This window comes from Pseudomonas sp. Pseusp49 (assembly GCF_059491875.1).
In genome coordinates, this window is record NZ_CP168514.1 from 1,321,956 (window position 1) to 1,347,813 (window position 25,858).

Consider the following 25,858-nt stretch of genomic DNA (forward strand, 5'->3'; position numbering starts at 1 on the left):
TGAAATACGAGTGTGGGAGCGGGCCCGCTCCCACAGGGATCAGCGTTACTTGCCGGGTGTCAGCGTCAGTCGATTCTTGCCATAGGTGTTGTCGAAGTTTTGCGGCTGCATCGGCAGGCTCATGTACTGGCCCTTGAGCCAGGGTTCGATGCTGTTGAGGTAGTTCGCACTGGCCGGGTTGCCAGACTGACCGGTACCGTTCTGCGCCATCAGCGGTTCGGACTGGCCGAAGTCGACGATAAAGCGCATGGCGGGCGCCAGCGTGGTGTTGAAGTCCTGGCCCCAGGCGAATGCGGCGGTGTTGAGTGTGGTGTGATCGCCACCGGCCGGCAGCGGACCGCGTACCGTCTGGCCGCTGCTGTTCTTCCACTCATAGCGGTGCAGTTTGCCCCACTGCCAGGCCTTGTGATCGCCGCCCAACTGACTGTCGCCGGCGCTGATCGCTGCGGCGAGACTGCGCGCGAGGATGGCCGGTTTGTCTTCTTTCTGCGCGGTGCGCACGTCATCCCAGAACGGGCTGTCCTCACGCCCGAGCAAGTGATCGGCCTGGGCCGCGTAAGACAACTTGCCATCGGCGACAAAGGCCTTCCACGCCGGGCTGCTTTCCGGGCCCAGTTCATCGAGGAAGATCTGCCGGCTGCTTTCCTGCAGGAACAGTTCGTAGATGGCCGCATCGGTGGAAGTCGGGCTGAGCTTGCCGTCGAACGCCATCAGGCGGCTGTAGGCTTCGTGTGCCTTGGCGCGATCGGCCGCCGGCAAGGCGTCGATGGCTTGTTTGAGTGGCTGGGCCATGCCCGGCGCTTCGAACATTTTCTTCAGCTTGGCCGCGAAGGTCGTGGTCTGGTCGTACTGCATGGCGATCAGGCTACGGCTGTCGTGTTTGCCTGCGCCGGCCAGTTCGGCCAAGCGCTCGCCGCGCTCCGGAGCAGCCCAGGAGTTGGACAGCTGCATGCCGTAGCCATGGGGAATGACCCGCTGGTTGGCGGTGCCGAGCCAGCCTTGGGCCGGGTCCTGGTCGTACGGGTGCAACATCGGGTCGGCATAACCGTCCCAGTCGTAGCGACCTTCCCAGCCCGGCGAGGGCAGCAGGCCTTCGCCTTCGCGGCGGTTCGGGTAGCGGCCGGTGACCTGCCAGCCGATGTGGCTGGCATCGGCAAACACCAGGTTCAGTGCGATGGCGCGGATTTCGCGGCTGGCATCCGAAGCTCTCTCGGCGCTCTGGGCGCGGGACAGGTCGAAGAATGCGTCCAGGGTCTTGTCGTCGGTGAAGTTCGGCATCTGCAGGGCCAAGCCGAAACCATTGGCCAGCGTGGTGCCCTGGGCGCTGTTGAGCAGCGGGCCATGGCGGGTTTCGTACACCGCCTCGCGAATCGGCCGCTGGCCTTTGACGAAATAGGTTTCGTTGCGCACGATCGCCGGCTGCCACTTCCCGGCGTTTTCGTAGGTAAGCCCGTTGCCCTGGCGCTTGATCTTCTCCAGGAACAGGTCCTGGTTGTCGCCCATCACGGACGCCATGCTCCACGCCACTTTACCGTTGAAACCACCGAGCACCATCGGCAGGCCCGCGATGGTCACGCCGGACGCCTGATATTTCGGCGCGCGAATCTGCACGTAACTGAACAATGAAGGCACGCCCAGCGGGCCATGACTGTCACTGGCCAACAGGCTCTTGCCGCTGCGGCTGCGTTGCGCGGCGATGGCCCAGTTGTTCGACGAGGTGGCGCCCAGCAGGTTCAGGTCCGACAGTTGTCCCGTGGCTTTGCTGAGTTCGGCCAGGCCCGGTACTTGCCCGTTGAGCTTGAGGCCCTGGAGTTTTTCGCTCTCGGCGACCGGCAGTTTTTCGTCGGGGGCGGACGGCGTCAGCCACGCCAGTTTGTCGGTGGTGACGGTCTGGGCCAGTACCAGCGAGGAAATTTCTTCCGGCAGGTTAGTCGACTGGCTGAAGTTCAGCAGGCAGAAAATCAGCGCCGAATCTTCCGGCTGCCAGTATTCAGGCTGGTAGCCGGTGGCCGCGAGGTCCGCCGGCAGTTTGTCGCGGTAGCGGAACAGGTAGGCGTTGACGCCCCGCGCATAGACTTCGAAGAAACGCTTGAGGCGCGGCGAAGAGGCCTTGTACAACTCGCCGGCACTTTTCTTCAGGTTGACCGCCCGCATGTAACGGTCGGCATCCAGCAGGTCCGCACCGTGCATCTCGGCCAATCGGCCCTGGGCCAACAGGCGCAGGGTGACCATCTGCGTGATGCGGTCGCTGGCATGCACGTAACCGAGGGTGAACAGCGCGTCGTGGAAGCTGTTGCTTTCAATCAGCGGCATGCCCATGGCATTGCGGCGCACCGAAACGTTCTGCGCCAGGCCCTTGAGCGGTTGCACGCCGGAGGTCGGCGGGAGGGTGTCCTGGGCATTGAAGTTCTGACAACCGGTCAGGCTCAAGACGCCCGCCACTGCTGCGGCAACGCCGAACCGGGGTAGAAAATGAGTAAGGGCTGGCGAGGCCATGGCAAAGCTCCTGCGGGGGGTAGAGGCGGTGGGGCGCAATAAAGGCGCTACGTTAGTGAGCAGGCGATGGCCGCGCAAGCGGGGCAAGAGGTTATTTCAGGATTTGTCAAAGATCGGCGTATCTCCGTAGGAGCTGCCGAAGGCTGCGATCTTTTGACTCCCAAGGGTGGCTTGCCAGTCGTTACCGGTGATGTTGAAGTGCGACACGGTCAACAATCCTGGAGAAAAGTCGGCATGGAGCTCAAGGCAAACGCGGCACTGATCATCATCGATCAGCAAAAAGGCATCCTCCACCCCAGGCTCGGTCGCAGGAATAATCCTCAGGCCGAAGAGCGCATGCTGGAATTGCTCGCTCATTGGCGGCGCACCGCTCGGCCGGTGATCCATGTGCAGCACCTGTCCCGCTCGGAGGACTCGGTGTTCTGGCCGCAGCAGTCGGGAGTGGAGTTTCAGGAGCGATTCGCGCCAATGGCCGGTGAGCGCTTGATCCAGAAGCAGGTGCCGGATGCGTTCTGTGCAACGGGTCTGGAAACGCAGTTGCGCGAGGCGGGGATCGGGCAGTTGATCATCGTGGGCGTCGCGACCCACAACTCGGTGGAGTCCACGGCGCGCACCGCGGGCAACCTGGGGTTTGATACCTGGGTGGCCGAGGATGCGTGCTTTACCTTCGACAAGAATGATTTTTTCGGCCGTGCCCATAGCGCCGAAGAGGTGCATGCGATGTCGCTGGGGAATCTGCATGGCGAGTATGCGACGGTGGTCAACGCTGCCACCCTTCTGATGGGTGACTGACAACTAATGTGGGAGCGGGCTTGCTCGCGAAGAGGGCCTCAGCTTCAACATCGTTTTCGCCTGACACACCGCTTTCGCGAGCAAGCCCGCTCCCAAAAGGAAACTGCATTCACAGCTCAGGTCTGCTCGCGAAGACGATTCAACAGGCGAAGCAAGTCTTCGCCCGAAGCATCAAGCGCCGTGGCACTTCTTGAATTTCTTGCCGTTGCCGCATGGGCACGGATCGTTGCGGCCGACGTCTTTCAGGGCATTGCGCACCGGTTCCTGGTGAGCGTGGCCGCAGTTCGGACCGTGGACATGGCCGTGGTCGTGATCATGGTGGTGATGGTCATGATCGTGATCGTGGTTGCAGTCAGGGCCGTGGACATGGGGTTGCTGGGTCATCGGTGTTGCTCCGGAATTAAATCGGCGGCGATTATCACGCCATTGCGTGCCAGGTGCACGTAGTGGGCGATGAATATACCGGTTTCCAGTTCACCTTCCAGACGATAGGGAATGGGTTGGTCGGATTTTTTCAGCAGTTTGGCCAGGTCCCGGACCTTGGACCACAGGTTGGTGCGGATCGGCACCTTGAAGTAGGCACTGTGCCTGGGGCTGATGGTGAACCAGTGTTCGTACTCCCCGTCGGCCAGCAGTATGTCACCCAGGTGAACGCGATACTCCAGGCTGCGCACCGTCAGGTCGCTGTCGTTGGGGTTGTCGATGCGAAAATGCAGGAGGAATTTCTGCTCCAGCAGTTTGGCGCTGACCACCTCGACCTTCACCAGATGGACCTCGGGGTCCGGCAAGTCGTCGTCGAACCACGACGCACAGCCGCCGAGTCCCAGTGTCAGGAACAGGGTGAGCAGACAGCGTGTGCAGCGGCGGATGATCATCGTGGTGGTTCTCCCTTGAGTCCCAGTCTAGACCCAAAGGATCGCAGCCTTCGACAGCTCCTGCGTGATGGACCGTCACTCCATGGACTGGCTGCTGAAGTATCCCGCACAACATTTCTTGAACTTCTGTCCACTGGCGCACGGGCAGGGGTCATTGCGCCCGAGTTTGAGTTGCACGGTCGGGTCGATGAAATACCAGCGCCCGGTGTTCTGTACGAACGATGAGCGCTCTCGATGACTGTGCTCGCCACTGCTGTCGTGCCACCGCGCGGTGAAGGTCACGAAAGCGTGTTCAGGCTGGCCACCCAGCACTTCGGAGCTTTCCACCTCAAGGCCCAGCCACGTACTTTGCGCGCTCCAGTCGCTGATCGATTGACGGTCCAGGCCGGCCTGTTGGGCGGGCAGGGTGGTGGCCACCAGATAGTCGACCAACCCCAGCACGTAGGCGCTGTAGCGCGAGCGCATCAAGGCTTCGGCGCATGGCGCCGGGTGTCCGGCATGGTAGTGACCGCAGCAGGCGTCAAGCAGGGTGCCGCTGCCGCAAGGGCAAATGGATGTACTCATCGCTACCACCAGTATTTCCCAAAGTTTTCCGGATTGGCCCAGAAGCGTGAATTGAGCCAGTCGGGGACTTGTTTGTATTCAAGCAGATCGTAGGTAAACAGGGTCAAGACCTGTTCGTCCCGTTGAAAGCGTTCGCTGGCTTGCAGGGCCAGGGAGAAGAAGTCGGTTTCCTGCCAGCCACAGGCCGGCAGATCCGCCAGCACGGCGATGCGGCTGGCGTTGAGGTTGCGGATGCCGCCCAACAGGTTCAGGCCGTCGCGTTTGGGCAAATGCTCCAGGCAATCAACCACCAGGGCCAGGTCGAACCGGCGGGCCGCCAACTCGTCGGGCAATGGGCCTGGGGCCGCGAAAGCAACGCAACTGTCCGGGTGTGCGAGTTTGAATGCTTCCAGTGCCGGGAACTCGCTGGCGCCGATCAACAACAGGCGCGCGGGGGCATATCGGTCAAGTAACGCGGCCAGTGCCTGCTGCGGTGTGCGTGAAGAAATACCTGCAATCATCGAAGATCCTCAATCAGATCTGCCAAGACTAGCCTGCCCGGACGTTCGGGCCTAGAGCGGCTTGGCGACAAATGCGCCAAGCTGCCGTTAATGCCTGAATAAAGAGCATGGCCTATTGCTGGCGGAGATTAATACTCGGGTCTTTACTACCTGAATCGGTTCTAAGCCGATCCTTCAGGAGAAAACTAGATGAGCATAGTTCGGACAGCATTACCCTTGGTTCTGCTAACCAGTGTGTTGACTGGTTGCGCAGGTTTGCAGAAAACCGACTGGCCGACCTGTGCGGCGGTTGGTGGTGTCGTGGGTGCGGGCCTCGGTGCGACCGAAAGCTCGGCATGGGCAGGGTATGGTGCTCTGCTCGTTGGCGGTACGGCAGCGGCTTATTGCTGGGTGCACGGTGATGGCGACGAAGACGGCGATGGTGTGCCGGATAGTCGCGACAAGTGCCCGGGCACGCCTAAAGGCGTTCATGTCGATGCCAACGGTTGCCCACCACCAGCGCCTGTGGTCGAAGAAGCGGTTGTGGTCAAGGAAGAAACCATCGTCATCCGCGACGTTCACTTCCAGTTTGATAAAGCCACGCTTACCTCGTCCGATAAACAGGTCCTCGACAAGATTGCCACTCGCCTGAAAGCCGAAGCCCCGACTGCTCAACTGACCGTAACCGGTCATACCGACAGCGTGGGCAGCGACGCCTACAACCAGAAACTGTCGGATAAACGCGCCCACTCGGTGGTTGAATACCTCATCGAGCAAGGCGTACCTCGCAGCAACTTCGTGTCGGTGGTCGGTGCCGGTGAAAGCCAGCCGGTTGCGGACAACAAAACCGCTGACGGTCGTGCACAGAACCGTCGTACGGAAATCAAAATCCAGCGTTGACTCCCCCTCGCATCCGCGCCTTGTGCAGTCGCGGATGCGGGTCTTTACTCCTGTGTAACCGGTATGGGCCGGTGACACAGGAGCTTTCAATATGATCGTTCTCACAAGGACCGTCTTGCCGGTTCTGCTACTTGGCAGCCTCTTGACCGGCTGCGCGACCCACAGCGATGGCACTGCCCCCCTCAATCAACGTACCTGGCCAATCTGCAGCCTCATCGGCGGCCTGGTCGGCGGTGGCCTGGGCGCGATCGAGAGTGGCGCCTGGGCCGCGGGTGGGGCGGCGCTGGGTATCTTGTCCGGCGGCTTGATCTGCTATGCCCAGGATGGCGACGAAGATGGCGACGGCGTTTTCGACCGGCGTGACCGTTGCGCTGAAACTCCCGCCAATACCCTGGTCGACCATCGCGGTTGCCCGGTGCCGCTGTACCCGGACCGCGTCCAGACCGAGCCTGCGCAAACCCAAGTCATTACGCTGAGCGATGTGATGTTTGTCTTCAATCAATCCGACTTGACCCCGACGGCCAAGAGTGAACTGGATGCGATGATGAGCCAGTTCGAGGATGCCGATGTGGTCAGCATCAAGGTGGTCGGCCATACCGACAGCGTGGGGTCGGATGCCTATAACCAGGCCTTGTCGGAGCGACGCGCCAGCAGCGTGGCGGAATACCTGATCAGCCAGGGTGTGGCGCCGAACAAAGTCACCAGCGAAGGCAAGGGCGAAAGTCAGCCGATTGCCGACAATGAAACGGAAGAAGGACGTGCGAAAAACCGTCGCGTAGAGCTGCATATAAACCGCTGAGCCAAGAGATAGAGCCGTCGAGCGACAGTTGTGAGCGCTGCGACGGCCGTTCGGCGGCGTTCATGAAGATTTTTCCATTGCCCTCTGGCTTATCCCGCGCGTAAGCCGTTACTGTGCGCCCAAACAATAATTCTCATCGGGGGAGCATATGAAGGTCTTATGGGGGCTGGGGCGGTTATTGACCCTGCTGTTCTGGTTGGTGGTGCTGGTCAACCAGCTCACGCCATTTGTCTTTCCGCTGCACTCGTTGGTCAATCTGGCCGGCGGCCTGTTGGGGTTCATCCATCTTCTGGAAGCACTGTTGTGCTATCGCAGTCTGCGAGGTCGCGCCCATCCCTGGCTTGACCGCCTGAGGATCGTCATTTTCGGTGTATTCCACCTGCAAACCATTCCAGCCCCCAGCGCTTCGAAGGCTTCCCATGCGTAAACTCTGTCTGCTCGCCGCACTCATCAGTCCTTTGGCCAGCGCACAGGTGGTGAGTGTCGAACCCAACTCGCTGATGCGTTTGCCCAACACCGCCAGCACCCTGCAACTGGAACGCCTGGAAGTGGCTGATTACGGCACCTTGCTGATTCCTTCCAACGTCACCGAAGTCACCGTGGGTGAATTGCATCTGGGGCGTGAAGCGCGCATCGCCATTGTGCCGGGAGAGCAAGCGCTGGCGCTGAAGGTCCGTCGCGCTGATTTGTCCGAAGGCAGCCAGATAACCGCGCGGGGCGCGCCCGGAACCTATCAGAAAGCCGCCCGCTCCGGGCGCAATCTTGATTTGCAGATCAAGACACTGAATGCACCACAATTGTTGGTGGACGCTCGAGGCGGTGCAGGCGCACCGGGATTTGTCGGCCTGGATGGCGCCAACGGTCAGGACCCTGGCTGCACCTGGGGCCAGGCCGGTCACGGTGCCGATGGCAGTGATGGCAGCAATGGTCAACCAGGCGCGCCGGGTGCGTTGGTCAGGCTGTCGGTGCCGCACGACTTTCCGGCAGACCGGATCAAGGTGCAGGTAGCTGGCGGTGCCGGCGGCCTGGCTGGCCCGGGTGGCAAGCCGGGGGCGGGCGGCAAGGCCAAGGGCTGCCTGGTCTACAAGGCCGATGGTGGCAAGAGCGGCAAACCTGGCGCCGACGGCCAGCCGGGGTCTGAAGGCGCCGCTGGTTCGGTAACTGTGCAGCGGTTATAAAGTTAACCAGGAACTACTGTGGCGAGGGAGCTTGCTTGTGGCGAGGGGGCTTGCCCCCGTTCGGCGGCGAAGCCGTCGCAAACCGGGCAACGCATACCTTCAGAGAAATTGCGGATACCGAATCAGGGTCGCTTCGCGACCCCAGCGGGAGCAAGCTCCCTCGCCACAACAGCAACTCCGGCCACAGCTACTTCAAAACATCGGCCGAGCCGCCGCAATCACCACCACAGCCAACCCCACCAACAGATTGATCCCCACCAACCGGCGAATCCGCCCCAGCATACTGGCACCCGCCGGCCAATCCTGTTCGGCCACGGCGGTGCGCAACTCCGGCAGCATCAGCGCCTGAATGCGGATAAACAGCGCGGTCATCACCACATACAGGCCCATCATCACTTGCACATAGCGCGGTGCGGCTTCAAAGCCGTTGAAGTGCATATGCAGCATGCCCACGCCGCTCACCGGCAACAGCACCACCGCCACCCAGACCCAGCGGAAAAAACCTTGAAACACTTCTACCCACAACTTCAGCCGGGCAGGGCCTTCAAGTGCCGTGATCGCGGCGGGGCGCAGGACCATCCAGGCGAAAAACATGCCGCCGACCCAGACCAGGGCCGCCAGTACATGCAGGCTATATATGAGGCTAAAAGGTGTCATTCGGATACTCCGTTCTGCGCAGGATTCATTAGCGGGGTATGATAGCCGTCGATCCGAACCACTGAAAATTTATCCAGCGTTTTTTGCGCCCGACAATCCATGATCAGCACCGAACTCAAAACCACGATCCAGGGCGCCTACTCGCGTTTTCTCGAAGCCAAGAGCCTCAAACCGCGATACGGCCAACGCCTGATGATCGCCGAAATCGCCAAGGTCCTGGGTGACATCGACACCGACGACGAAGGCCGGCGCAGTGGCGACCCCGCGATTGTCGCAGTGGAAGCCGGTACCGGTACCGGCAAGACCGTGGCCTACAGCCTGGCGGCGATCCCCACGGCCAAGGCCGCCGGCAAGCGCCTGGTGATCGCCACGGCCACCGTGGCCCTGCAGGAGCAGATCGTCTACAAGGACTTGCCCGACCTGATGCGCAACAGCGGGCTGAATTTCAGCTTCGCCCTGGCCAAGGGGCGCGGGCGCTACATGTGCCTGTCAAAACTCGACATGTTGCTCCAGGAAGGCCACGCGCAGACTGCCACTGCGCAACTGTTCGAAGAAGAAGGCTTCAAGATCGAGGTCGACGAGGCCAGCCAGAAGCTGTTCACCAGCATGATCGAGAAGCTCGCCGGCAATAAGTGGGACGGCGACCGCGACAGTTGGTCCACTGCCCTGGAAGACGCCGACTGGGCGCGCCTGACCACCGATCACAGCCAGTGCACCAACCGTCATTGCCCGAACTTCGGCCAGTGCGCTTTCTACAAGGCCCGCGAAGGCATGGGCAAGGTTGACGTGATCGTCACCAACCACGACATGGTCCTGGCTGACCTGGCCCTGGGCGGCGGCGCCGTACTGCCGGACCCGCGCGACACCATCTACGTGTTCGACGAAGGCCATCACCTTCCGGACAAGGCCATCGGCCACTTCGCCCATTACACGCGCCTGCGCTCCACCGCCGACTGGCTGGAAACCACCGCCAAGAACCTCACCAAATTGCTGGCCCAGCACCCGTTGCCGGGCGACCTGGGCAAGTTGATCGAGCAGGTGCCGGAGCTGGCGCGGGAGATCAAGACCCAGCAGCAGTTCATGTTCACCGCGTGCGAACAGATCGCCGATTTCAAACCCGGCGAAGACGTCGAAGGCCGCGAGCGCCCGCGTCACCGATTCGTCGGCGGGGTGATTCCCGAGCACATGCGTGAAATGGGCATCGAACTGAAGAAAGGCTTCGCACGGCTGACCGACTTGTTCACCCGCCTGACCGACCTGCTCAAGGAAGGCATGGACGGCGAGGTCAACATTGGCATCGCCAGCAACCAGGCTGAAGAGTGGTACCCGCTGTTCGGCAGCCTGCTGTCGCGCTCTTCCGGCAACTGGGAGTTGTGGACCGCCTTCACCGTCGAAGACCCGGAAGACAACCCGCCCATGGCCCGCTGGCTGACCCTGGCCGAAAGCGGTTCGCTGTTCGATATCGAGGTCAACGCCAGTCCCATCCTCGCGGCGGAAATGCTCCGGCGCAACCTGTGGAACGTGGCGTATGGCTGCCTGGTGACGTCGGCGACCTTGACCGCCCTCGGTACCTTCGACCGCTTCCGCATGCGCGCCGGGCTGCCGAAAAAAGCCGTGACGGCGGTGGTGCCGAGCCCCTTCCATCATGCCGACGCCGGTGTGCTGCGGGTGCCGAACCTGAACGCCGATCCCCGTGATGCAGCGGCACATACCGCCGCGATCATTCGTGATCTGCCGGAACTGGTCGAGGGCTCGCGGGGCACGCTGGTGCTGTTTTCCTCGCGCAAACAGATGCAGGACGTGTTCGATGGCCTGGACCGCGACTGGCGCAAGCAAGTGTTCATTCAGGGCAACCTGTCGAAGCAGGAAACCCTGAACAAGCACAAGGCGCGAGTCGATGGCGGGGATTCCAGCGTGCTGTTCGGCCTGGCCAGCTTCGCCGAAGGGGTCGACTTGCCCGGTGCCTATTGCGAGCACGTGGTCATTGCCAAGATTCCATTCTCGGTACCCGATGATCCCGTCGAAGCGGCGCTGTCGGAATGGATCGAAGCCCGTGGCGGTAACCCGTTCATGGAAATCTCCGTACCGGACGCCTCGCTGAAACTGGTCCAGGCCTGCGGTCGCTTGCTGCGCACCGAAGAAGACCGCGGCACCATCACCTTGCTCGACCGGCGCCTGGTGACCCAGCGCTATGGCAAAGCCATCCTCAACGCGTTGCCGCCGTTCCGTCGAGAAATTTCCTGAAGCACCGGTGGGCAGTTTTGCCCACCGCGTTGTCTATCTCTCTGCCACCGCTTTTTCACTGGCCCATTGAAGGTCGTTAGGGAGAATTTCGTTCTCATGATTTGCCGTTCGTTGCCTGCCGTATTTGCCCTGTTGTTCGCAACACCGCTGTTGGCTGCACCTGCCAGCCAGCAGACGCTGTTCAACTTTGTGCGCCCCGCCGACGTAGTCCAGGTGGCGACACAGGACGCCAGCCTGCCGCAATCCAACGCCGAGCAAACCCCTGAAGGCGAAGTGCTGCGCCGGGTGACCTTCAACCCGGTCGCCCGGCCGACGTTGCGTCTGGCCCCGCAAACCGGTGCCTGGGACTGGTCGCAGTCGGGCGTCATGAGCCTGCGGATCCAGAGCGCGATGAACTGGGCGTTGACCCTGTACGTGACCATTCAGAGCAATGACGGCAAGACCCTGGTCAGTCGCGTCGATCTGCCGGCCGGACCGGCGCAAACCCTGTTGGTGCCGCTGCAAGCGACATCGCCGCTGAGCCAGGGCATGAAGGCCGGCCCGCCGATGCCGATGACCGTTGAGGGCCAGCGTGTGTTGCTGGCCAGCAGCGCCGGTGAGCTGGATCGCAGCCAGGTGGTGTCCGTGACGTTGTCGATGGACCAGCCCAAAGCCGCGCAAAGCATCCTGCTGGAGCGCTTTGGCGTGCAGGACGGCGAGTCGGTCACCCAGGCCGTGTATGGCGGGTTGGTGGATGCGTACGGCCAGTCGACTCGGGCCAGATGGCCGGAAAAAGTCAGCAGCGACGAGCAGCTGAAAAGCGCCGCCGCCAAGGAACAGCATCAACTGAAAACCTGGCTGGCTGAACGTGAGAAGTCTTCCCTGGACAAGTTCGGTGGATTGACCAATGGCCCGTCATTCAAGGCCAGCGGCTTTTTCCGCACCGAAAAGCGCAACGGTCGCTGGTATCTGGTGACACCTGAAGGCCACCCGTTCTATTCCCTCGGGGTCAATACCCTGGCCCCGGACGTCAACCAGACCTATGTGGCCGGTCGCGAGTGGATGTTCGAGTCCCTGCCCAAGGCTGACGAGGCGTTGGCCAGCCACTACGGCGAAGGCAACAACCGTGGCGGCAATGGTGCCGATCAAGGGCGCGGCTACAATGCCGGGCGCTGGTACGACTTCTATGGTGCCAACCTGCAACGTCTGTATGGCGATCCTTGCGCGTTGGGCAGCGAAACCAAAGCAGGCGTGGCCGCGGCGGCCAAGGCGGATGCGGTTGAAGCGACAGCGACCAAGGCTGCGGAGCAACCTGTCGTTTCTGCAACCGCCGAGTCAGGCGTCGCCGAAGCCGCCAAGACTGAAGCGACGATAACAACAGCGGCAGAGCCAACACCTGTCGAACCGTGCAAAGCGTTGTTCGACGAGCAACGCTGGGCCAGTCACACCCTTGATCGCCTGCAGGCCTGGGGCTTCAACACCATCGGCAACTGGAGCGCCCCGGTACTGGGCAATGCCGATCGCGTGCCATACACCCTGCCGCTGTCGATCGTCGGCGACTATGCCAGCATCAGCACCGGTACCGACTGGTGGGGCGGCATGCCCGATCCGTTCGACCCGCGTTTTGCCATGGCCACCGAGCGAGCAGTGGCGATTGCCGCCCGCGACCATCGTGACGATCCGTGGCTGATCGGTTACTACGCCGACAACGAACTGGCCTGGGCCGGTCCCGGGGATGATCCGAAAGCCCGTTATGCCCTGGCCTACGGCACCTTGAAAATGACCACCGACGTGCCGGCCAAGCGTGCATTCCTCAAGCAACTGCGGGACAAGTACCGCAATCAGGCTGGCCTGTCGAAAGCCTGGGGCATTGATCTGCCCGCCTGGGAATTGATGGAGGATCCGGGATTCGTGCCACCGCTGCCGAGCGCCGAGCACCCGGAAATCGAAGCCGACTTCAAATACTTCCAGAAGGTCTTTGCCGACACTTACTTCAAGACCATTTCCGACTCTCTGAAGTGGCACGCGCCAAACCAGCTGCTGCTCGGTGGCCGTTTCGCCATCAGCACGCCGGAAGCCGTGGAGTCCTGCGCCCAGTATTGCGACGTGCTGAGCTTCAACATGTACACCCTGCAACCCCAGGATGGTTACGACTTCGCCAAGTTGCGCAGTCTCGACAAACCGGTGCTGATCACCGAGTTCAATGTCGGTTCGGCTGATCGTGGGCCGTTCTGGGGTGGCGTCACGCCGTTGGCGAAGGAGGAGGACCGTGGTGCGGCATATGCCAACTTCCTCAAGCAGGCAATGAGCGAGCCGTCGATTGTCGGTGTTCATTGGTTCCAGTACCTCGATCAACCGGTCACCGGGCGTCTGCTTGATGGTGAAAACGGTCACTTCGGGTTGGTGGGGATCACGGATCTGCCGTTCCAGGGCTTTGTCGACAGCGTGCGCAAGAGCAACCTGGCGACGGTCGAACAATTGGGCAAAGAGGCCGGGAGGGCTGCGGCCGACGCGGACAAAGCCAGCCACGACGCCGAGGGCGGTCGCAAGGCCGAGGCCGGCAAGGGGCCGGGGAAGGGCGCTGAACATGCAGGTGGGCATTCGGGGAAGGGCCATTAATCTCTGACACCTGAAAAAGATCGCAGCCTTCGGCAGCTCCTACAGGGGGTACGCCTTGCCACTGTAGGAGCTGCCGAAGGCTGCGATCTTTTGATCTTGAATGGACCGCCCAGCCCAACCCTGTTCCCAAAACCCTCAAGGGCTGGAACAATGCCCGCCACTTTGTAGAGCGTTAATCCGGGGGAGTTGCGGGTGCAGATTCAGGGTCATTACGAGCTTAAGTTCGAAGCGGTGCGAGAGGCTTTCGCGGCGCTGTTCGACGATCCCCAGGAGCGTGGCGCAGCATTGTGCATTCGGATTGGTGGCGAAACCGTCCTTGATCTGTGGGCCGGCACCGCCGACAAGGACGGGGCCGAGGCCTGGCACAGTGACACCATCGCCAACCTGTTCTCCTGCACCAAGACCTTTACCGCCGTCACCGCGCTGCAACTGGTGGCCGAAGGCAAGCTGCAACTGGATGCGCCGGTGGCGCGCTACTGGCCCGAATTTGCCGCGGCCGGCAAAGCGTCCGTCACCCTGCGACAATTGCTCTGCCATCAGGCCGGTCTTCCGGCATTGCGCGAATTACTGGCCCCCGAAGCCCTCTACGACTGGCAAACCATGGTCGACGCCCTGGCTGGCGAAACGCCGTGGTGGACGCCGGGCGAAGGCCATGGGTATGCGGCGATCACTTATGGCTGGCTGGTCGGCGAATTGCTGCGTCGTGCCGACGGTCGTGGGCCGGGGGAATCCATTGTCGCGCGGGTCGCCAAACCGTTAGGCCTGGACTTCCATGTGGGGTTGGCCGACGAAGAGTTCTATCGCGTGGCCCACATTGCGCGGGGCAAGGGCAATGTCGGCGATGCCGCCGCCCAGCGCCTGCTGCAAGTGACCATGCGTGAGCCAACGGCCATGACGACCCGGGCGTTCACCAACCCGCCGTCGATCATGACCAGCACCAACAAATCCGAGTGGCGACGCATGCAGCAGCCAGCCGCCAATGGCCATGGCAATGCCCGTAGCCTGGCCGGCTTCTACGCCGGCCTGCTCGATGGCAGCCTGCTGGAAAGCGAAATGCTCGATGAGTTGACTCGTGAGCACAGCCTCGGCGAGGACAAGACTTTACTGACCCGGACCCGTTTCGGCCTGGGTTGCATGCTTGATCAACCGGACGTTGCCAATGCCACCTTCGGCCTTGGCCCGCGGGCGTTTGGTCATCCGGGTGCCGGCGGCTCCATCGGCTTTGCCGACCCGGAACACGATGTAGCCTTCGGATTTGTGACAAATACCCTGGGCCCCTACGTCTTGATGGACCCGCGCGCGCAAAAGCTGGTGCGGGTTCTGGCCACTTGTCTGTAAAAGCGGCTATCGGTCTCCAGGGCTGGAACCCGATAGCCTTTTCAGTTTCAAAGCGTCAGTTTGTGCGGGCCGTCGTGGCCTGATTTTTTGACTTCATTTTTGTGGATATCCAATGTCATCCAATAAAACCCTCGCTTTGGCCCTGTGTTTCGCCATTACCGGTTGCGCACAGACTCCACAGAAAGACGCGACGGCACCTGTCGCGAAGACTGAAAGCGCCAGCCACTGGTACTGGCCGTTTGGTTCCGACGACAGCGCCGGCAAGCCCGCGGCCAAGCCGGAGGTAAAACCTGAGGTCAAACCCGTGGCGGTGGCCAAGGCCGAAACCGATAGCGGCAGCAAGTGGTGGTGGCCGTTTGGCGGCAACGAGCAGAGTGCCGCCAAAGCCGTGCCGATGCCCGACCCGAAAGTCACCCAGGCCTGGCTTGACGACTACGAACCGCGTCTGCGCGAGGCGGTCAAGGACAGCAACCTGCAACTCGAGCGCCGCGAAAACGTGCTGGTAGTAACTGCACCGGTCGAAGGCTCGTTCAACCCTGATCGTCCAGCCATGCTGCTGCCGGTCACGCTCGGTCCGTTTACCCGCGTTGCCAAGATCCTTGAAGCCGATCCAAAGACCGCTGTCTTGATCCTCGGCCACAGCGATACGTCCGGCGCGGCGCCTGCCAACGTCAAACTGAGCCAGGAACGTGCCCAGTCCGTTGCGGCGATTTTCCGTCTCAGTGGCTTGCAGCGTGATCGCCTGATGCTGCGTGGCCTGGGCGGTGATGCGCCGCGTGCCGCCAACGACAGTGCGCAAGGCCGTGCGTTGAACCGCCGTGTGGAACTGCTGGTGACCCCGCAGAACACCATGGTCGCGCTGCTGAGCAAGTACAACATGCCGGCCCCGGCCCCTGTGAACATGGTTGCAGCCGCTGACGTCAAGCCGGTCGCCAAGCCTGTGACACCGGCCCCGGCGACTAAAAAGGCTGCTGTTCCAGCGACGAAAAAAGCCCCGGCGAAAAAAACGGCGGCCAAGAAAGCACCTGCAAAAACCGCAACGCCGGCGAAGAAAACCACGCCAGCCAAAGCCTCCACGGCTGACAAGAAAGTCGCCGCCACTGATACTGCAAAGCAGTGATCCGTTAACCAAAAGGAATGCGCCATGACCCAGGGCCTGGCTGATATGCGTCGTGACTACACCCGTGACGGCCTGACCGAGGCGCAAGCCCCGGCCGAGCCATTTGCGTTGTTCCACCAGTGGTTCGCCGACGCGGTGAAAACCGAGCAGGCGCCGGTGGAAGCCAACGCCATGACCCTGGCCACCGTCGACCAGGACGGTCGACCGCACTGTCGCATTCTGTTGCTCAAGGGCCTGGACGAGCAGGGCTTCACCTTTTTCACCAACTACGAAAGCGCCAAAGGCCAGCATCTTGCCGCGAACCCGTTCGCGGCCATGACGTTTTTCTGGCCGGCGCTGGAGCGCCAGGTGCGCATCGAAGGGCGGGTGGTGAAAGTGACGCCCGAGGAGTCCGACGCCTATTATCAGGTCCGTCCACTGGGCAGTCGCCTGGGGGCCTGGGCATCGCCGCAAAGCCGCGTGATCGCCGATCGTGGCGAGCTCGAAGCGCTACTCAAGGACACCCAGCAACGTTTCAGCGACACCCAGCCGCATTGCCCGGAACACTGGGGTGGTTATCGCCTGTTGCCGGAGCGCATCGAGTTCTGGCAGGGCCGCCCGAGTCGCCTGCACGATCGCCTCAATTACCGCCAGCAGGGCGCCGACTGGATTCTTGAACGTCTGGCACCCTGAACAGTCTACCGATCGGGATAGCCTGCCGCAGCGGCCTCCAGCCACTTCGGCAGGTCTCGACGCTTGATCTTCTGCGCCTGGGCACTCGCCAACTGTTCGAGCATGAAGGCTTTTTTCTGCTCATCCTTGCCAGCCAGCGCTAGCGCCAGATCGCGGTCCATCCAGCGTTTGATCCGTACGTACAGCCACCAATGGAAGTACAAACCGGCAACCGTCGTGACGACGATGATAAAGTAGTCCATTGAAATCCTTGGCCTGTGGGCGGTTTTCCGAATTTGCCGCTACTGTGTGAGTTCGTGGAGGCGCCTTAACGGAGCCTGAATCAAAACAATTTTACCCGGGCGGTGCCGTGACAGGCGTCAAGCTGCGGAGTTTAATGAACATCTGTTTCTTTGGAGTTGATGCTATGCGTAAGTCTGTTCTGCTGGTTGCTTCCTTTTCCACGATGGCGATGTTGCTCACTGGTTGCCAATCGAGCTTGACCGGTGACTCCTACTCCCGTGACGAGGCGCGTCGCGTGCAGACCGTTCGCATGGGCACCATCGAAGCATTGCGTCCGGTGAAAATCGAAGGCACCAAAACCCCGATCGGCGGCGCTGCAGGCGCAGTGGTTGGCGGCGTTGGCGGCAGCGCCATCGGTGGCGGCAAAGGCAGTATCGTTGCTGCGGTCATCGGCGCAGTCGCCGGCGGCCTGATCGGTTCGGCCGCAGAAGAGGGCATGACCCGCACCCAGGGCGTGGAAATCACCGTGCGCGAAGACGATGGCAGCATGCGCGCCTACGTTCAGGAAGTTCAGCCGAACGAAGTGTTCCGTGTTGGCGAACGTGTGCGCATCGCCAGTGTGAATGGCACCAGCCGCGTTTCGCACTAAGCGGCAAGACGCTTAAAAGGAAACCCCCGATCAGGCGACTGGTCGGGGGTTTGTCTTTTAGGGAGGGACCACACTATCTTGGGGGGCTGAGATGTCGCCATCCTGCCAATTTCAGTTTTTATGTAGATGGAAGCGTCAATCTGCGAAATCGCTATTTCTCAGGGCTATCTTGATAATCTGCTCCGCTGTGAGTTCGCGAGAATTGTCCCCATCGCCAAAATACTCCCCCGGCCAGAAAAAAAGATCGGATATGCGCGCATCGGGAATATTGAGTTCCAACATCTTTAACCAGAAATACTGGGCATGCTCCGGTATTTCGGCATCCATGACCCGTCCGGCCATTTCGATCAGTTCAGATCGAGTAATATCTGTCAGACGGTACTCATACGGTCCTGCCAACACCTTGCGAACCCACGTATCGTGATCCTGACCTCCGTAAATGCCTTGAAAATCGAGAAACGTCAGATTTGTCATGGCTTCGCGATTAAACTCAGCCAACTGACTCGCGGTCTCATCCCTCTCTCCACCATCAATTTCGGCTGCGATAGCTGCAAGCCGAACAACCCTCGTTTCGTCGAGTTGCGGGGGCATCAACTCTTGGCGTAGCTCCATCATTTTCTCCCTAACTGTTTTGCTGTCGATCTGTCCTGAGTCACAGGGTCCGGAACGCAAAGTTAGCCTGGGGGTTTGGAGGTTGATGCCAGCAGCGTCCGAAATGACTGCAGTACGAATCCGACAATCCTGTAGGTAACGACAGAAAGAAAAAGAGGGAGCCAATAGCTCTAATGCCAGTCAGTTTAGCGTTTGATCACCGCAAACCTTGTGGGAGCGAGCTTGCTCGCGATGACGGCTGGACAGTCAAACAAGGGGTGCCTGACAGTCTGCCATCGCGAGCAAGCTCGCTCCCACAATGTCCGGGGCTTAACTGACAGGCATTTGCCAATAGCTCCCTCTTTTTCCCGACATACTGATGAAGCGATTCAAGATTATGCGGTTTGCAACTCACGCTTGCGACTCGCCATCGCGGTCACCGCATAACCGATCAGCGCGGCGAGAATCGAACCGGTCAGGATTCCCATGCGGTCCATTCCGGCGAAATCACTCACGCCCGGCTCGAAGGCCAGTGAACCGACGAACAGACTCATGGTGAAACCAATGCCGCAGAGAATCGCCACGCCCAGTATCTGGCCCCAATTGGCGCCTTGGGGCAGGGCGGCGATACCGGTTTTCACGGCCAGCCAGGTCAGGCCGAAGACACCCACAGTCTTGCCCAGCAGCAGCCCGATGGCGATGCCCATGGGAACGTGATGGGTGAAGCTTTCGACGGTGACGCCGCTCAGGGACAGGCCGGCGTTGGCGAAGGCGAACAGCGGCAGGATGCCGTAGGCGACCCACGGGTGCAGGGCGTGTTCCAGAGTCAGCAGTGGCGAAGGTTCGGCATTTTTTGTGCGCAGCGGAATGCAGAAGGCCAGGGTTACGCCGGCCAGTGTGGCGTGGACACCGCTCTTGAGTACGCAGACCCAGAGGATCAGGCCAATGATCATGTACGGCCCGAGCTTGACTACGCCAAGCCGGTTCATCCCGATCAGCGCCGCAATGCAGGCGGCGGCCAGCGCCAGGGACAGGGTCGACAGGGCACCGGAATAGAAGATCGCAATGATGATGATCGCGCCGAGGTCGTCGATGATCGCCAGGGTCATCAGGAACAGTTTCAGCGAGACCGGAACCCGTTTGCCAAGCAACGCCAGCACGCCAAGGGCGAAGGCAATGTCGGTTGCGGTCGGGATCGCCCAGCCGTTGAGGGCCGGTGGCGTGTCGCGGTTGAGGTACCAGTAGATCAGCGCCGGCACCACCATGCCGCCAATGGCCGCCGCGCCGGGCAGGACGATTTGCGACGGTTTGGACAACTGGCCGTCGAGGACTTCGCGCTTCACTTCCAGGCCGATCAGCAGGAAGAACAGCGCCATCAGGCCATCGTTGATCCATAGCAGCAACGGCTTGGCGATTTTCAGTGCGCCGATCTGGGCCACCACAGGAGTGTCCAGCAGGCCGTTGTACAGCCACGACAGCGGTGAGTTGTTGATGATCAGAGCCAGAACGGCAGCGGCGATCAGTAACAGACCGCTGGCAGCTTCCAACTGAAAGAAACGCGTGAAAGTGCTACGCAGAGGCAAGGTCGCTCTCCATCTGTGAATTCAAAAGGTGTTACACCCTAACAAGTACCGTTAGTTGTTAAAACAAAAGTTATATTCTTTTTTGTTATATACCGTTACAGAGTGATCCGTTGCCAGCGAGCTGAGCCTAGCAGTTGTCTGGCGTATTGGATCTCAGCTGTACCTGTGCCGGATGCAGGATTTTTCCTAAGCTTGTTGGATGGGCCTCGTACAAAGGCCAACTCCTGCCCGATTCAACGAGAAAACCATCATGAGCGACAACCGACAGTGGTCCCGCGAGGCGATCCGGATCATCGAAGCCGATTTCCAGCGCAGCGCCGACACCCACTTGATCCCCTTGCCGCTCCCGGGCTTTCCGGGCATCGAGTTGTATTTCAAGGATGAGTCCAGCCACCCCACGGGCAGCCTCAAGCACCGTCTGGCCCGTTCGCTGTTCCTGTATGCGCTGTGTAACGGCTGGCTCAAACCCGGTGCGCCGGTCATTGAGGCTTCCAGCGGATCCACGGCGATCTCCGAGGCGTACTTTGCGCGCATGCTGGGTTTGCCGTTCATTGCGGTGATGCCGGCAACGACCTCAAAGGAAAAGATCGCGCAGATCGCCTTCTACGGTGGCCAAAGTCATCTGGTCGACGACCCGACCCAGATTTACGCCGAGTCCGAGCGCCTGGCTCGTGAGCACGACGGGCACTTCATCGATCAGTTCACCTACGCCGAGCGCGCCACCGACTGGCGAGCGAACAACAACATTGCCGAGTCGATTTTTCAGCAGATGCGATTCGAGCAGCATCCCGAGCCGAGCTGGCTGATTTCCAGCCCCGGTACCGGCGGCACCACGGCCACACTGGGTCGATACGTGCGATATCGCCAGCATTGCACCCGTGTACTCTGTGCCGATGCCGAGCGCTCGGTGTTCTTCGATTACTACCAGACCGGCGATGCCAGCCTGCGACTGGACCACGGTTCGCGGATCGAGGGCATCGGCCGGCCGCGTGTGGAAGCATCGTTTCTGCCCAAGGTGATCGACGCCATGGTCAAGGTGCCGGATGCCCTGTCACTGGCGGCCATGCACTACCTGGCGGAGCGCCTGGGACGCCATGTGGGCGGGTCGAGCGGGACCAACCTGATCGGCGCCCTGATGGCCGCTCAGCACATGAAAGCGGCAGGGGAGATGGGGTCGATGGTGGCGATTCTGTGTGACAGCGGCGAACGCTACGCCACGACCTATTACGATCCGCAGTGGCTCAAGGCCCAGGGCTATGAGTTGAGTGGTTTGATGGCTTCGGTCGCGGCGACGGTAGAGCGGGGTGAGCCGCTGCCCGCGAGCGTGCTGCGCGCCAATATCTGACACAAATGAAAAGATCGCAGCCTTCGGCAGCTCCTACAAAGGATGGTGTAAATCCTGTAGGAGCTGCCGAAGGCTGCGATCTTTTGCTTTAAACCTTAAACCTTAAACCTTAAACCTCAAGGCCAAGGATATCCCGAGCCACAGCCTCGGCGATCCGAATCCCGTCCACACCCGCCGACAGAATCCCGCCCGCATAACCGGCACCTTCACCGGCCGGGAACAAGCCTTTCACGTTCAGGCTCTGCATCGACTCATTGCGGGTAATACGCAGCGGCGAGGAGGTGCGGGTCTCGATGCCGGTCAACACCGCGTCGTGCAGCGAGTAACCGCGAATCTGCTTCTCGAATGCCGGCAAGGCTTCGCGAATCGCTTCGATGGCGAACGCCGGCAGTGCCAGCGCCAGATCACCCAGGGCAACGCCAGGCTTGTAGGACGGTTCGACGCTGCCCAATTCGGTGGACGGTTTGCCCGCGATAAAATCGCCGACCAGTTGCGCCGGGGCTTCGTAGTTGCTGCCGCCCAGCACAAAGGCGTGGGATTCCAGGCGTTCCTGCAGTTCGATACCGGCCAGCGGGCCGCCCGGATAATCGACTTCCGGCGTGATGCCGACAACGATTCCGGAGTTGGCATTGCGCTCGTTTCGCGAGTACTGGCTCATGCCATTGGTGACCACGCGATTCGGCTCGGACGTCGCCGCCACCACGGTGCCGCCTGGGCACATGCAGAAGCTGTAGACCGAACGGCCGTTCTTGGCGTGGTGCACCAGTTTGTAGTCGGCGGCGCCGAGTTTCGGGTGCCCGGCGTACTTGCCCAGCCGCGCGCGGTCGATCAGCGACTGCGGGTGCTCGATGCGGAAACCCACCGAGAAAGGCTTGGCCTCCATGTACACACCACGGCCGTGGAGCATGCGGAAGGTGTCGCGTGCACTGTGGCCGAGGGCCAGGATCACATGCTTCGAATGGATCTGTTCGCCGCCATTGAGCTCGACGCCGACCAGTTGGCCATCGTCGATCAGCACGTCGGTGACACGCTGCTGGAAGCGCACTTCGCCGCCCAGGGCGCGAATCTGCTCACGCATGTTTTCCACCACGCCGGTCAGGCGGAATGTACCGATGTGCGGCTTGCTGACGTAGAGGATTTCTTCCGGTGCGCCGGCCTTGACGAACTCGTGCAGGACCTTGCGACCGAGGAACTTCGGGTCCTTGATCTGGCTGTACAGTTTGCCGTCGGAGAATGTCCCTGCGCCGCCTTCGCCGAATTGCACGTTGGATTCCGGGTTGAGCACGCTTTTGCGCCACAGGCCCCAGGTGTCCTTGGTGCGCTGGCGGACTTCGGTGCCACGTTCGAGGATGATCGGCTTGAAACCCATTTGCGCCAGCAGCAGCCCGGCGAAAATCCCGCACGGACCGAAGCCGACGACGATCGGACGTGCGCTCAGGTCGGCCGGTGCCTGGCCAACCATTTTATAGCTGACATCCGGCGCCACGTTGACGTTACGGTCATCGGCGAACCTGTGCAGCACCGCCGCCTCGTCGCGAACTTCAAGGTCGATGGTGTAGATGAAGCACAGCTCGGAGGACTTTTTACGCGCATCGTAGCTGCGCTTGAACAAGGTGAAGTCGAGCAGGTCATCGCTGGCGATCCCCAAGCGTTGCACGATGGCAGGGCGCAGGTCATCATCGGGATGGTCGATCGGCAACTTGAGTTCGGTGATTCGTAACATGGCGGGATCCGGTTCGCGGGGCGCACAACTGCGCCAGGGCGTTTGAAACCCGCGATTATAAGCCGCAAAGGCCCAGGCCCGTGAGGCTTAAACGATCAGTCGTCGCGCGATCCGCCGAAATACCCGCAGCCGTGCTGTACCTGGCCGTCGATGCGCAGCTCGGCGCTCATGTGCTGGATGCTGCCGGTGCTGCTGTCGACGCAGCGTTGCGGTGCAACCCACAGTTCAATGTGCTGGTTGTTGGCTTCGGTGCTGAGGTTGAAACGGCCATCGCCCAGTTGCTCTTCGACGTAAGGCACGGCCAACGGCGGCTGGCCGGCCCGGTCGAGGACCATGCCTTTGCCGCTGACTTTCACGCTCCACTCCGGGGTATGGCCGGCGGCGCGCAGGATCAGCAGCTTGAAATTCGGATCCTCACACGCGTTGCCCGAGCGCTCGACGCGGTACAACTGCTCCAGATCGAGCTGGCCGTCACCACCGCTGCCGGCCACAACCCGCCCGCGCACGTCGGCGAACAGCTTGCCCTGTTTGTCCGCCAGGCTGGCGGCCTGCTGCAGGACGCTGGTACCGCCGGTGTCGTTGACCACGTAGCGCGCCGACTGGTTGCACGGCTGGAACAGCAGTTTGCCGTCCGCCGCGGTCAACTGGCCTTGCATGCGTGTCTGGCCGACATGGGAGGCGTTCTGCCGCTCACCTTCGAACAACTGGCAAGCGGCGAACAGCGGAAGCAGGGCAACGAGGACTAAGGAACGGGCAACACGCATCTTGGGGTCTCCTGACAAGTGCTGCCACGTTACTCAGGCTGACCGTTCATCACAAGGCTGGAGTGGGGCTCTGGCAAAGGGAAGGGCGATTTGCGGCAACATCTTGTGAATTATTCCAATGCCGAGTGTCAGGAAGCCAAAGGTAAGCTGCCGCTTTTTTGCAGGAGGCGGATATGAAACAGGCAATGGGCTGGAAGATCGGGTTGTTTCTGATGGTGATGACGGGAGCCACGGGCAGTCACGCTGCCGAGATCAATTTGTCTTCGGCAACCGACTTCACCCGGATGGAGTTGCTGTTGAAGGACAGCGACAGGCTTCATTCGGGATATGAAATGAATGTCACGCTCAGTCCTGAAGCAGCTGAGCGTATGACGCGCATTACCCATGAATCGATAGGCCAGAAATTGACGCTGTCGATCAATGGCTGGAAGCTTACTACGGCGACGGTGCAATCGGCCTTGGGCGCGAAGTTCCAGGTGTTTATCCCGAAAGCCATCGCCAAAGACCTATTGCCCACCTTGGTTGATTGAGCTTGAACCGGCTCAGCCTACGTGAAAGGTCTGACCTGTCTGCAGGCCTTCCACGCTTTTGGCGTAGGCCAAGGCCACATCCGCCGCAGGCACGGGCTTGAAGCCTCGGAAGTACGGCGCGTATTTGCCCATGGCTTCGACCAGGACGTTGGGGCTGATCGAGTTCACCCGCAGACCGCGCGGCAGTTCGATGGCGGCGGCGCGAACGAAGCTGTCCAGTGCACCGTTGACCAGTGCCGCCGAGGCGCCACTGCGAATCGGGTCGTGGCTGAGTACGCCGGTAGTGAAGGTGAACGACGCACCGTCATTGGCGAAGTCGCGGCCGATCAACAGCAAATTGACCTGACCCATGAGCTTGTCTTTCAGGCCCAGGGCAAAGCTTTCTTCGGTCATCTCGCTCAGCGGTGCGAAGGTCACGTTGCCAGCGGCACACACCAGGGCATCGAATTTGCCTGTCTGGTCGAACAGTTTGCGAATCGAGGCGCTGTCGCTGATGTCCACCTGAAAGTCGCCGCTGTTGCGGCCAATCCGGATGATTTCGTGGCGTTGCGACAGTTCCTTGTCGACTGCCGAACCGATGGTGCCGTTTGCGCCGATCAAAAGAATTTTCATGGGGGTTGATCCTCGTATGGGTTGAACGAGGTATCAGTGTAGGGTGGTTTTTTTTGTAGATAAGCGCGCTAATAGGCAACCTTTGGTTTTCAAATGGAAACAATCCATGAGCGAGATGGATGACCTGGCCGCGTTCGCCGTATTGATCGAAGCGGGAAGTTTCACCCTGGCGGCGCAGCAGCTCGGTTGCAGCAAAGGCCAGTTGTCCAAGCGCATCAGCCAGCTGGAAGCGCAGTTTTCCGTGGTGCTGTTGCAACGTACCACTCGCCGCTTGAGCCTGACCGCCGCTGGCGCTGCGTTGTTGCCCCAGGCACAGGCGCTGGTGGTGCAAGTCGAGCGGGCACGTCAGGCCCTGGCGCGTTTGAAGGACGACATGGCCGGCCCGGTGCGGATGACGGTACCGGTGTCGCTCGGGGAAACCTTCTTCGATGGTCTGTTGCTGGAGTTCTCGACAAAGTATCCCCAGGTGCAGATCGAGCTGGAGCTCAACAACAGCTACCGCGAATTGTCCCGGGACGGATTCGACCTGGCGATCCGCTCTGACGTGGCCCTTGACCAGAGGCTGGTCGCGCGCCCATTGCTGGCGTGGCAGGAACTGACCTGTGCCAGCCCGGCTTATCTGGAGCAATACGGTGAACCGCAAACACCCCAGGCGCTGGCCGAACATCGCTGCCTGCTCAACAGCCATTACAGCGGCCGCGAAGAATGGCTGTATCACCAGCAGCATGAGTTGTTGCGGGTGCGGGTGTCGGGGCCGTTTGCCAGCAACCACTACAACCTGTTGAAGAAAGCCGCACTGGTTGGCGCCGGTATTGCGCGCCTGCCGTCCTACTGTTTGCCAGCGGAGCTGGCGGACGGGCGTTTGCGATGGCTGCTGCGCGACTATCAGACCCGCAGCATGCCGATGTACCTGGTGCATCCTTATCAGGGTGGATTGCCCAAGCGTACGCAGGTGCTGGCGGATTATTTGATCGGCTGGTTCAAGCGCAGTGGGGAAGCGCTGGATCGACTTTGAACCCACACACGGACCCTTGTAGGAGCTGCCGCAGGCTGCGATCTTTTGATCTTAAAAGGTCAAAGTCAAAAGATCGCAGCCTGCGGCAGCTCCTACAAGGATCGTATTTGCA

The 25,858-nt window shown here is 61.0% G+C and carries 26 protein-coding genes; 14 read left to right on the forward strand and 12 right to left on the reverse strand.

The window, feature by feature from the left end; genetic code table 11:
* Positions 1–45: 45 nt before the first annotated feature.
* Entirely contained in the window at positions 46–2,496 is a 2,451-nt protein-coding gene (locus ACEN83_RS05750) for a penicillin acylase family protein (RefSeq protein ID WP_495579735.1), read from the reverse strand.
* A gap of 234 nt (positions 2,497–2,730) precedes the next feature.
* On the opposite strand from ACEN83_RS05750, the gene ACEN83_RS05755 reads away from it, so the two are divergent.
* The gene (locus ACEN83_RS05755; RefSeq protein ID WP_495580848.1) at positions 2,731–3,288 is read left to right on the forward strand and encodes a cysteine hydrolase family protein; all 558 of its coding nucleotides are present in this window, start codon (positions 2,731–2,733) and stop codon (positions 3,286–3,288) included.
* Positions 3,289–3,459: 171 nt separating this feature from the next.
* On the opposite strand, the gene ACEN83_RS05760 is transcribed toward ACEN83_RS05755, so the two are convergent.
* The 4 genes from ACEN83_RS05760 to ACEN83_RS05775 all read right to left on the reverse strand — a co-directional run bounded on the left by ACEN83_RS05760 (position 3,460) and on the right by ACEN83_RS05775 (position 5,227).
* Positions 3,460–3,672, reverse strand: a complete 213-nt coding sequence (locus ACEN83_RS05760; protein WP_015093814.1) for an SEC-C metal-binding domain-containing protein — start codon at positions 3,670–3,672, stop codon at positions 3,460–3,462.
* Positions 3,669–4,163, reverse strand: coding sequence for an LEA/WHy family protein (locus tag ACEN83_RS05765; RefSeq protein WP_495579736.1), 495 nt, complete (start codon positions 4,161–4,163; stop codon positions 3,669–3,671). Before ACEN83_RS05765 ends, ACEN83_RS05760 begins: the two co-directional genes overlap by 4 nt.
* Positions 4,164–4,238: 75 nt before the next feature.
* Positions 4,239–4,727, reverse strand: a complete 489-nt coding sequence (locus tag ACEN83_RS05770) for a YchJ family protein (RefSeq protein WP_218476713.1) — start codon at positions 4,725–4,727, stop codon at positions 4,239–4,241.
* 2 nt (positions 4,728–4,729) lie between these two features.
* Positions 4,730–5,227, reverse strand: coding sequence for a DUF6231 family protein (locus tag ACEN83_RS05775; RefSeq protein ID WP_007971634.1), 498 nt, complete (start codon positions 5,225–5,227; stop codon positions 4,730–4,732).
* A gap of 189 nt (positions 5,228–5,416) precedes the next feature.
* Here ACEN83_RS05775 and ACEN83_RS05780 point away from each other — a divergent pair, with 189 nt between their 5' ends.
* The 4 genes from ACEN83_RS05780 (at position 5,417) to ACEN83_RS05795 (ending at position 8,083) form a co-directional block, all read left to right on the forward strand.
* Positions 5,417–6,106, forward strand: coding sequence for a PA1041 family peptidoglycan-binding anchor lipoprotein (locus ACEN83_RS05780; protein WP_007971631.1), 690 nt, complete (start codon positions 5,417–5,419; stop codon positions 6,104–6,106).
* A gap of 91 nt (positions 6,107–6,197) precedes the next feature.
* Positions 6,198–6,905: a PA1041 family peptidoglycan-binding anchor lipoprotein gene (locus tag ACEN83_RS05785; protein ID WP_495579737.1), complete on the forward strand. Its 708-nt coding sequence runs from the start codon at positions 6,198–6,200 to the stop codon at positions 6,903–6,905.
* 148 nt (positions 6,906–7,053) lie between these two features.
* Positions 7,054–7,332 (forward strand): DUF1145 domain-containing protein, encoded by a 279-nt coding sequence (locus ACEN83_RS05790; RefSeq protein WP_495579738.1) that lies wholly within the window; start codon positions 7,054–7,056, stop codon positions 7,330–7,332.
* A complete protein-coding gene (locus ACEN83_RS05795; protein WP_495579739.1) occupies positions 7,325–8,083 on the forward strand; it encodes a collagen-like protein in 759 nt (252 codons plus the stop codon). Before ACEN83_RS05790 ends, ACEN83_RS05795 begins: the two co-directional genes overlap by 8 nt.
* Positions 8,084–8,275: 192 nt before the next feature.
* Here ACEN83_RS05795 and ACEN83_RS05800 read toward each other — a convergent pair whose 3' ends face one another.
* Positions 8,276–8,740, reverse strand: coding sequence for a CopD family protein (locus tag ACEN83_RS05800; RefSeq protein WP_495579740.1), 465 nt, complete (start codon positions 8,738–8,740; stop codon positions 8,276–8,278).
* Positions 8,741–8,839: 99 nt separating this feature from the next.
* On the opposite strand from ACEN83_RS05800, the gene dinG reads away from it, so the two are divergent.
* The 5 genes from dinG (at position 8,840) to pdxH (ending at position 16,712) form a co-directional block, all read left to right on the forward strand.
* The gene (gene dinG / locus ACEN83_RS05805) at positions 8,840–10,984 is read left to right on the forward strand and encodes an ATP-dependent DNA helicase DinG (protein WP_007971623.1); all 2,145 of its coding nucleotides are present in this window, start codon (positions 8,840–8,842) and stop codon (positions 10,982–10,984) included.
* A gap of 96 nt (positions 10,985–11,080) precedes the next feature.
* Entirely contained in the window at positions 11,081–13,582 is a 2,502-nt protein-coding gene (locus ACEN83_RS05810; protein WP_495579741.1) for a beta-galactosidase, read from the forward strand.
* 192 nt (positions 13,583–13,774) lie between these two features.
* Complete coding sequence (locus ACEN83_RS05815; protein ID WP_495579742.1) at positions 13,775–14,920, forward strand: serine hydrolase domain-containing protein; 1,146 nt, start codon at positions 13,775–13,777, stop codon at positions 14,918–14,920.
* 112 nt (positions 14,921–15,032) lie between these two features.
* A complete protein-coding gene (locus tag ACEN83_RS05820; protein WP_495579743.1) occupies positions 15,033–16,040 on the forward strand; it encodes an OmpA family protein in 1,008 nt (335 codons plus the stop codon).
* Positions 16,041–16,064: 24 nt separating this feature from the next.
* On the forward strand, positions 16,065–16,712 hold the full coding sequence (gene pdxH, locus ACEN83_RS05825; RefSeq protein WP_495579744.1) for a pyridoxamine 5'-phosphate oxidase: 648 nt from the start codon (positions 16,065–16,067) through the stop codon (positions 16,710–16,712).
* A gap of 5 nt (positions 16,713–16,717) precedes the next feature.
* On the opposite strand, the gene ACEN83_RS05830 is transcribed toward pdxH, so the two are convergent.
* A complete protein-coding gene (locus ACEN83_RS05830) occupies positions 16,718–16,954 on the reverse strand; it encodes a hypothetical protein (RefSeq protein ID WP_217837406.1) in 237 nt (78 codons plus the stop codon).
* A gap of 164 nt (positions 16,955–17,118) precedes the next feature.
* On the opposite strand from ACEN83_RS05830, the gene ACEN83_RS05835 reads away from it, so the two are divergent.
* Entirely contained in the window at positions 17,119–17,583 is a 465-nt protein-coding gene (locus ACEN83_RS05835; RefSeq protein ID WP_007971612.1) for an outer membrane lipoprotein, read from the forward strand.
* A 135-nt stretch (positions 17,584–17,718) separates the two neighbouring features.
* On the opposite strand, the gene ACEN83_RS05840 is transcribed toward ACEN83_RS05835, so the two are convergent.
* Both ACEN83_RS05840 and nhaA read right to left on the reverse strand, forming a co-directional pair.
* Positions 17,719–18,195: a hypothetical protein gene (locus ACEN83_RS05840; RefSeq protein ID WP_495579745.1), complete on the reverse strand. Its 477-nt coding sequence runs from the start codon at positions 18,193–18,195 to the stop codon at positions 17,719–17,721.
* 374 nt (positions 18,196–18,569) lie between these two features.
* Positions 18,570–19,757, reverse strand: coding sequence for a Na+/H+ antiporter NhaA (gene nhaA / locus ACEN83_RS05845; RefSeq protein ID WP_258684486.1), 1,188 nt, complete (start codon positions 19,755–19,757; stop codon positions 18,570–18,572).
* Positions 19,758–20,004: 247 nt separating this feature from the next.
* Here nhaA and ACEN83_RS05850 point away from each other — a divergent pair, with 247 nt between their 5' ends.
* On the forward strand, positions 20,005–21,102 hold the full coding sequence (locus tag ACEN83_RS05850; RefSeq protein WP_178082416.1) for a PLP-dependent cysteine synthase family protein: 1,098 nt from the start codon (positions 20,005–20,007) through the stop codon (positions 21,100–21,102).
* A 109-nt stretch (positions 21,103–21,211) separates the two neighbouring features.
* Here the strand turns inward: ACEN83_RS05850 and ACEN83_RS05855 are convergent, their stop codons facing one another.
* Positions 21,212–22,825 carry an NAD(P)/FAD-dependent oxidoreductase gene (locus ACEN83_RS05855; protein ID WP_495579746.1) on the reverse strand — a complete coding sequence of 538 codons (1,614 nt, stop codon included), beginning with the start codon at positions 22,823–22,825 and terminating at the stop codon, positions 21,212–21,214.
* A 95-nt stretch (positions 22,826–22,920) separates the two neighbouring features.
* The gene (locus ACEN83_RS05860) at positions 22,921–23,589 is read right to left on the reverse strand and encodes a COG3650 family protein (protein ID WP_495579747.1); all 669 of its coding nucleotides are present in this window, start codon (positions 23,587–23,589) and stop codon (positions 22,921–22,923) included.
* 173 nt (positions 23,590–23,762) lie between these two features.
* On the opposite strand from ACEN83_RS05860, the gene ACEN83_RS05865 reads away from it, so the two are divergent.
* A complete protein-coding gene (locus tag ACEN83_RS05865; protein WP_495579748.1) occupies positions 23,763–24,119 on the forward strand; it encodes a hypothetical protein in 357 nt (118 codons plus the stop codon).
* 12 nt (positions 24,120–24,131) lie between these two features.
* On the opposite strand, the gene ACEN83_RS05870 is transcribed toward ACEN83_RS05865, so the two are convergent.
* Positions 24,132–24,731 (reverse strand): short chain dehydrogenase, encoded by a 600-nt coding sequence (locus ACEN83_RS05870; RefSeq protein ID WP_495579749.1) that lies wholly within the window; start codon positions 24,729–24,731, stop codon positions 24,132–24,134.
* Positions 24,732–24,837: 106 nt separating this feature from the next.
* On the opposite strand from ACEN83_RS05870, the gene ACEN83_RS05875 reads away from it, so the two are divergent.
* Complete coding sequence (locus ACEN83_RS05875; RefSeq protein ID WP_495579750.1) at positions 24,838–25,746, forward strand: LysR family transcriptional regulator; 909 nt, start codon at positions 24,838–24,840, stop codon at positions 25,744–25,746.
* The last annotated feature ends 112 nt before the right edge of the window (positions 25,747–25,858 follow it).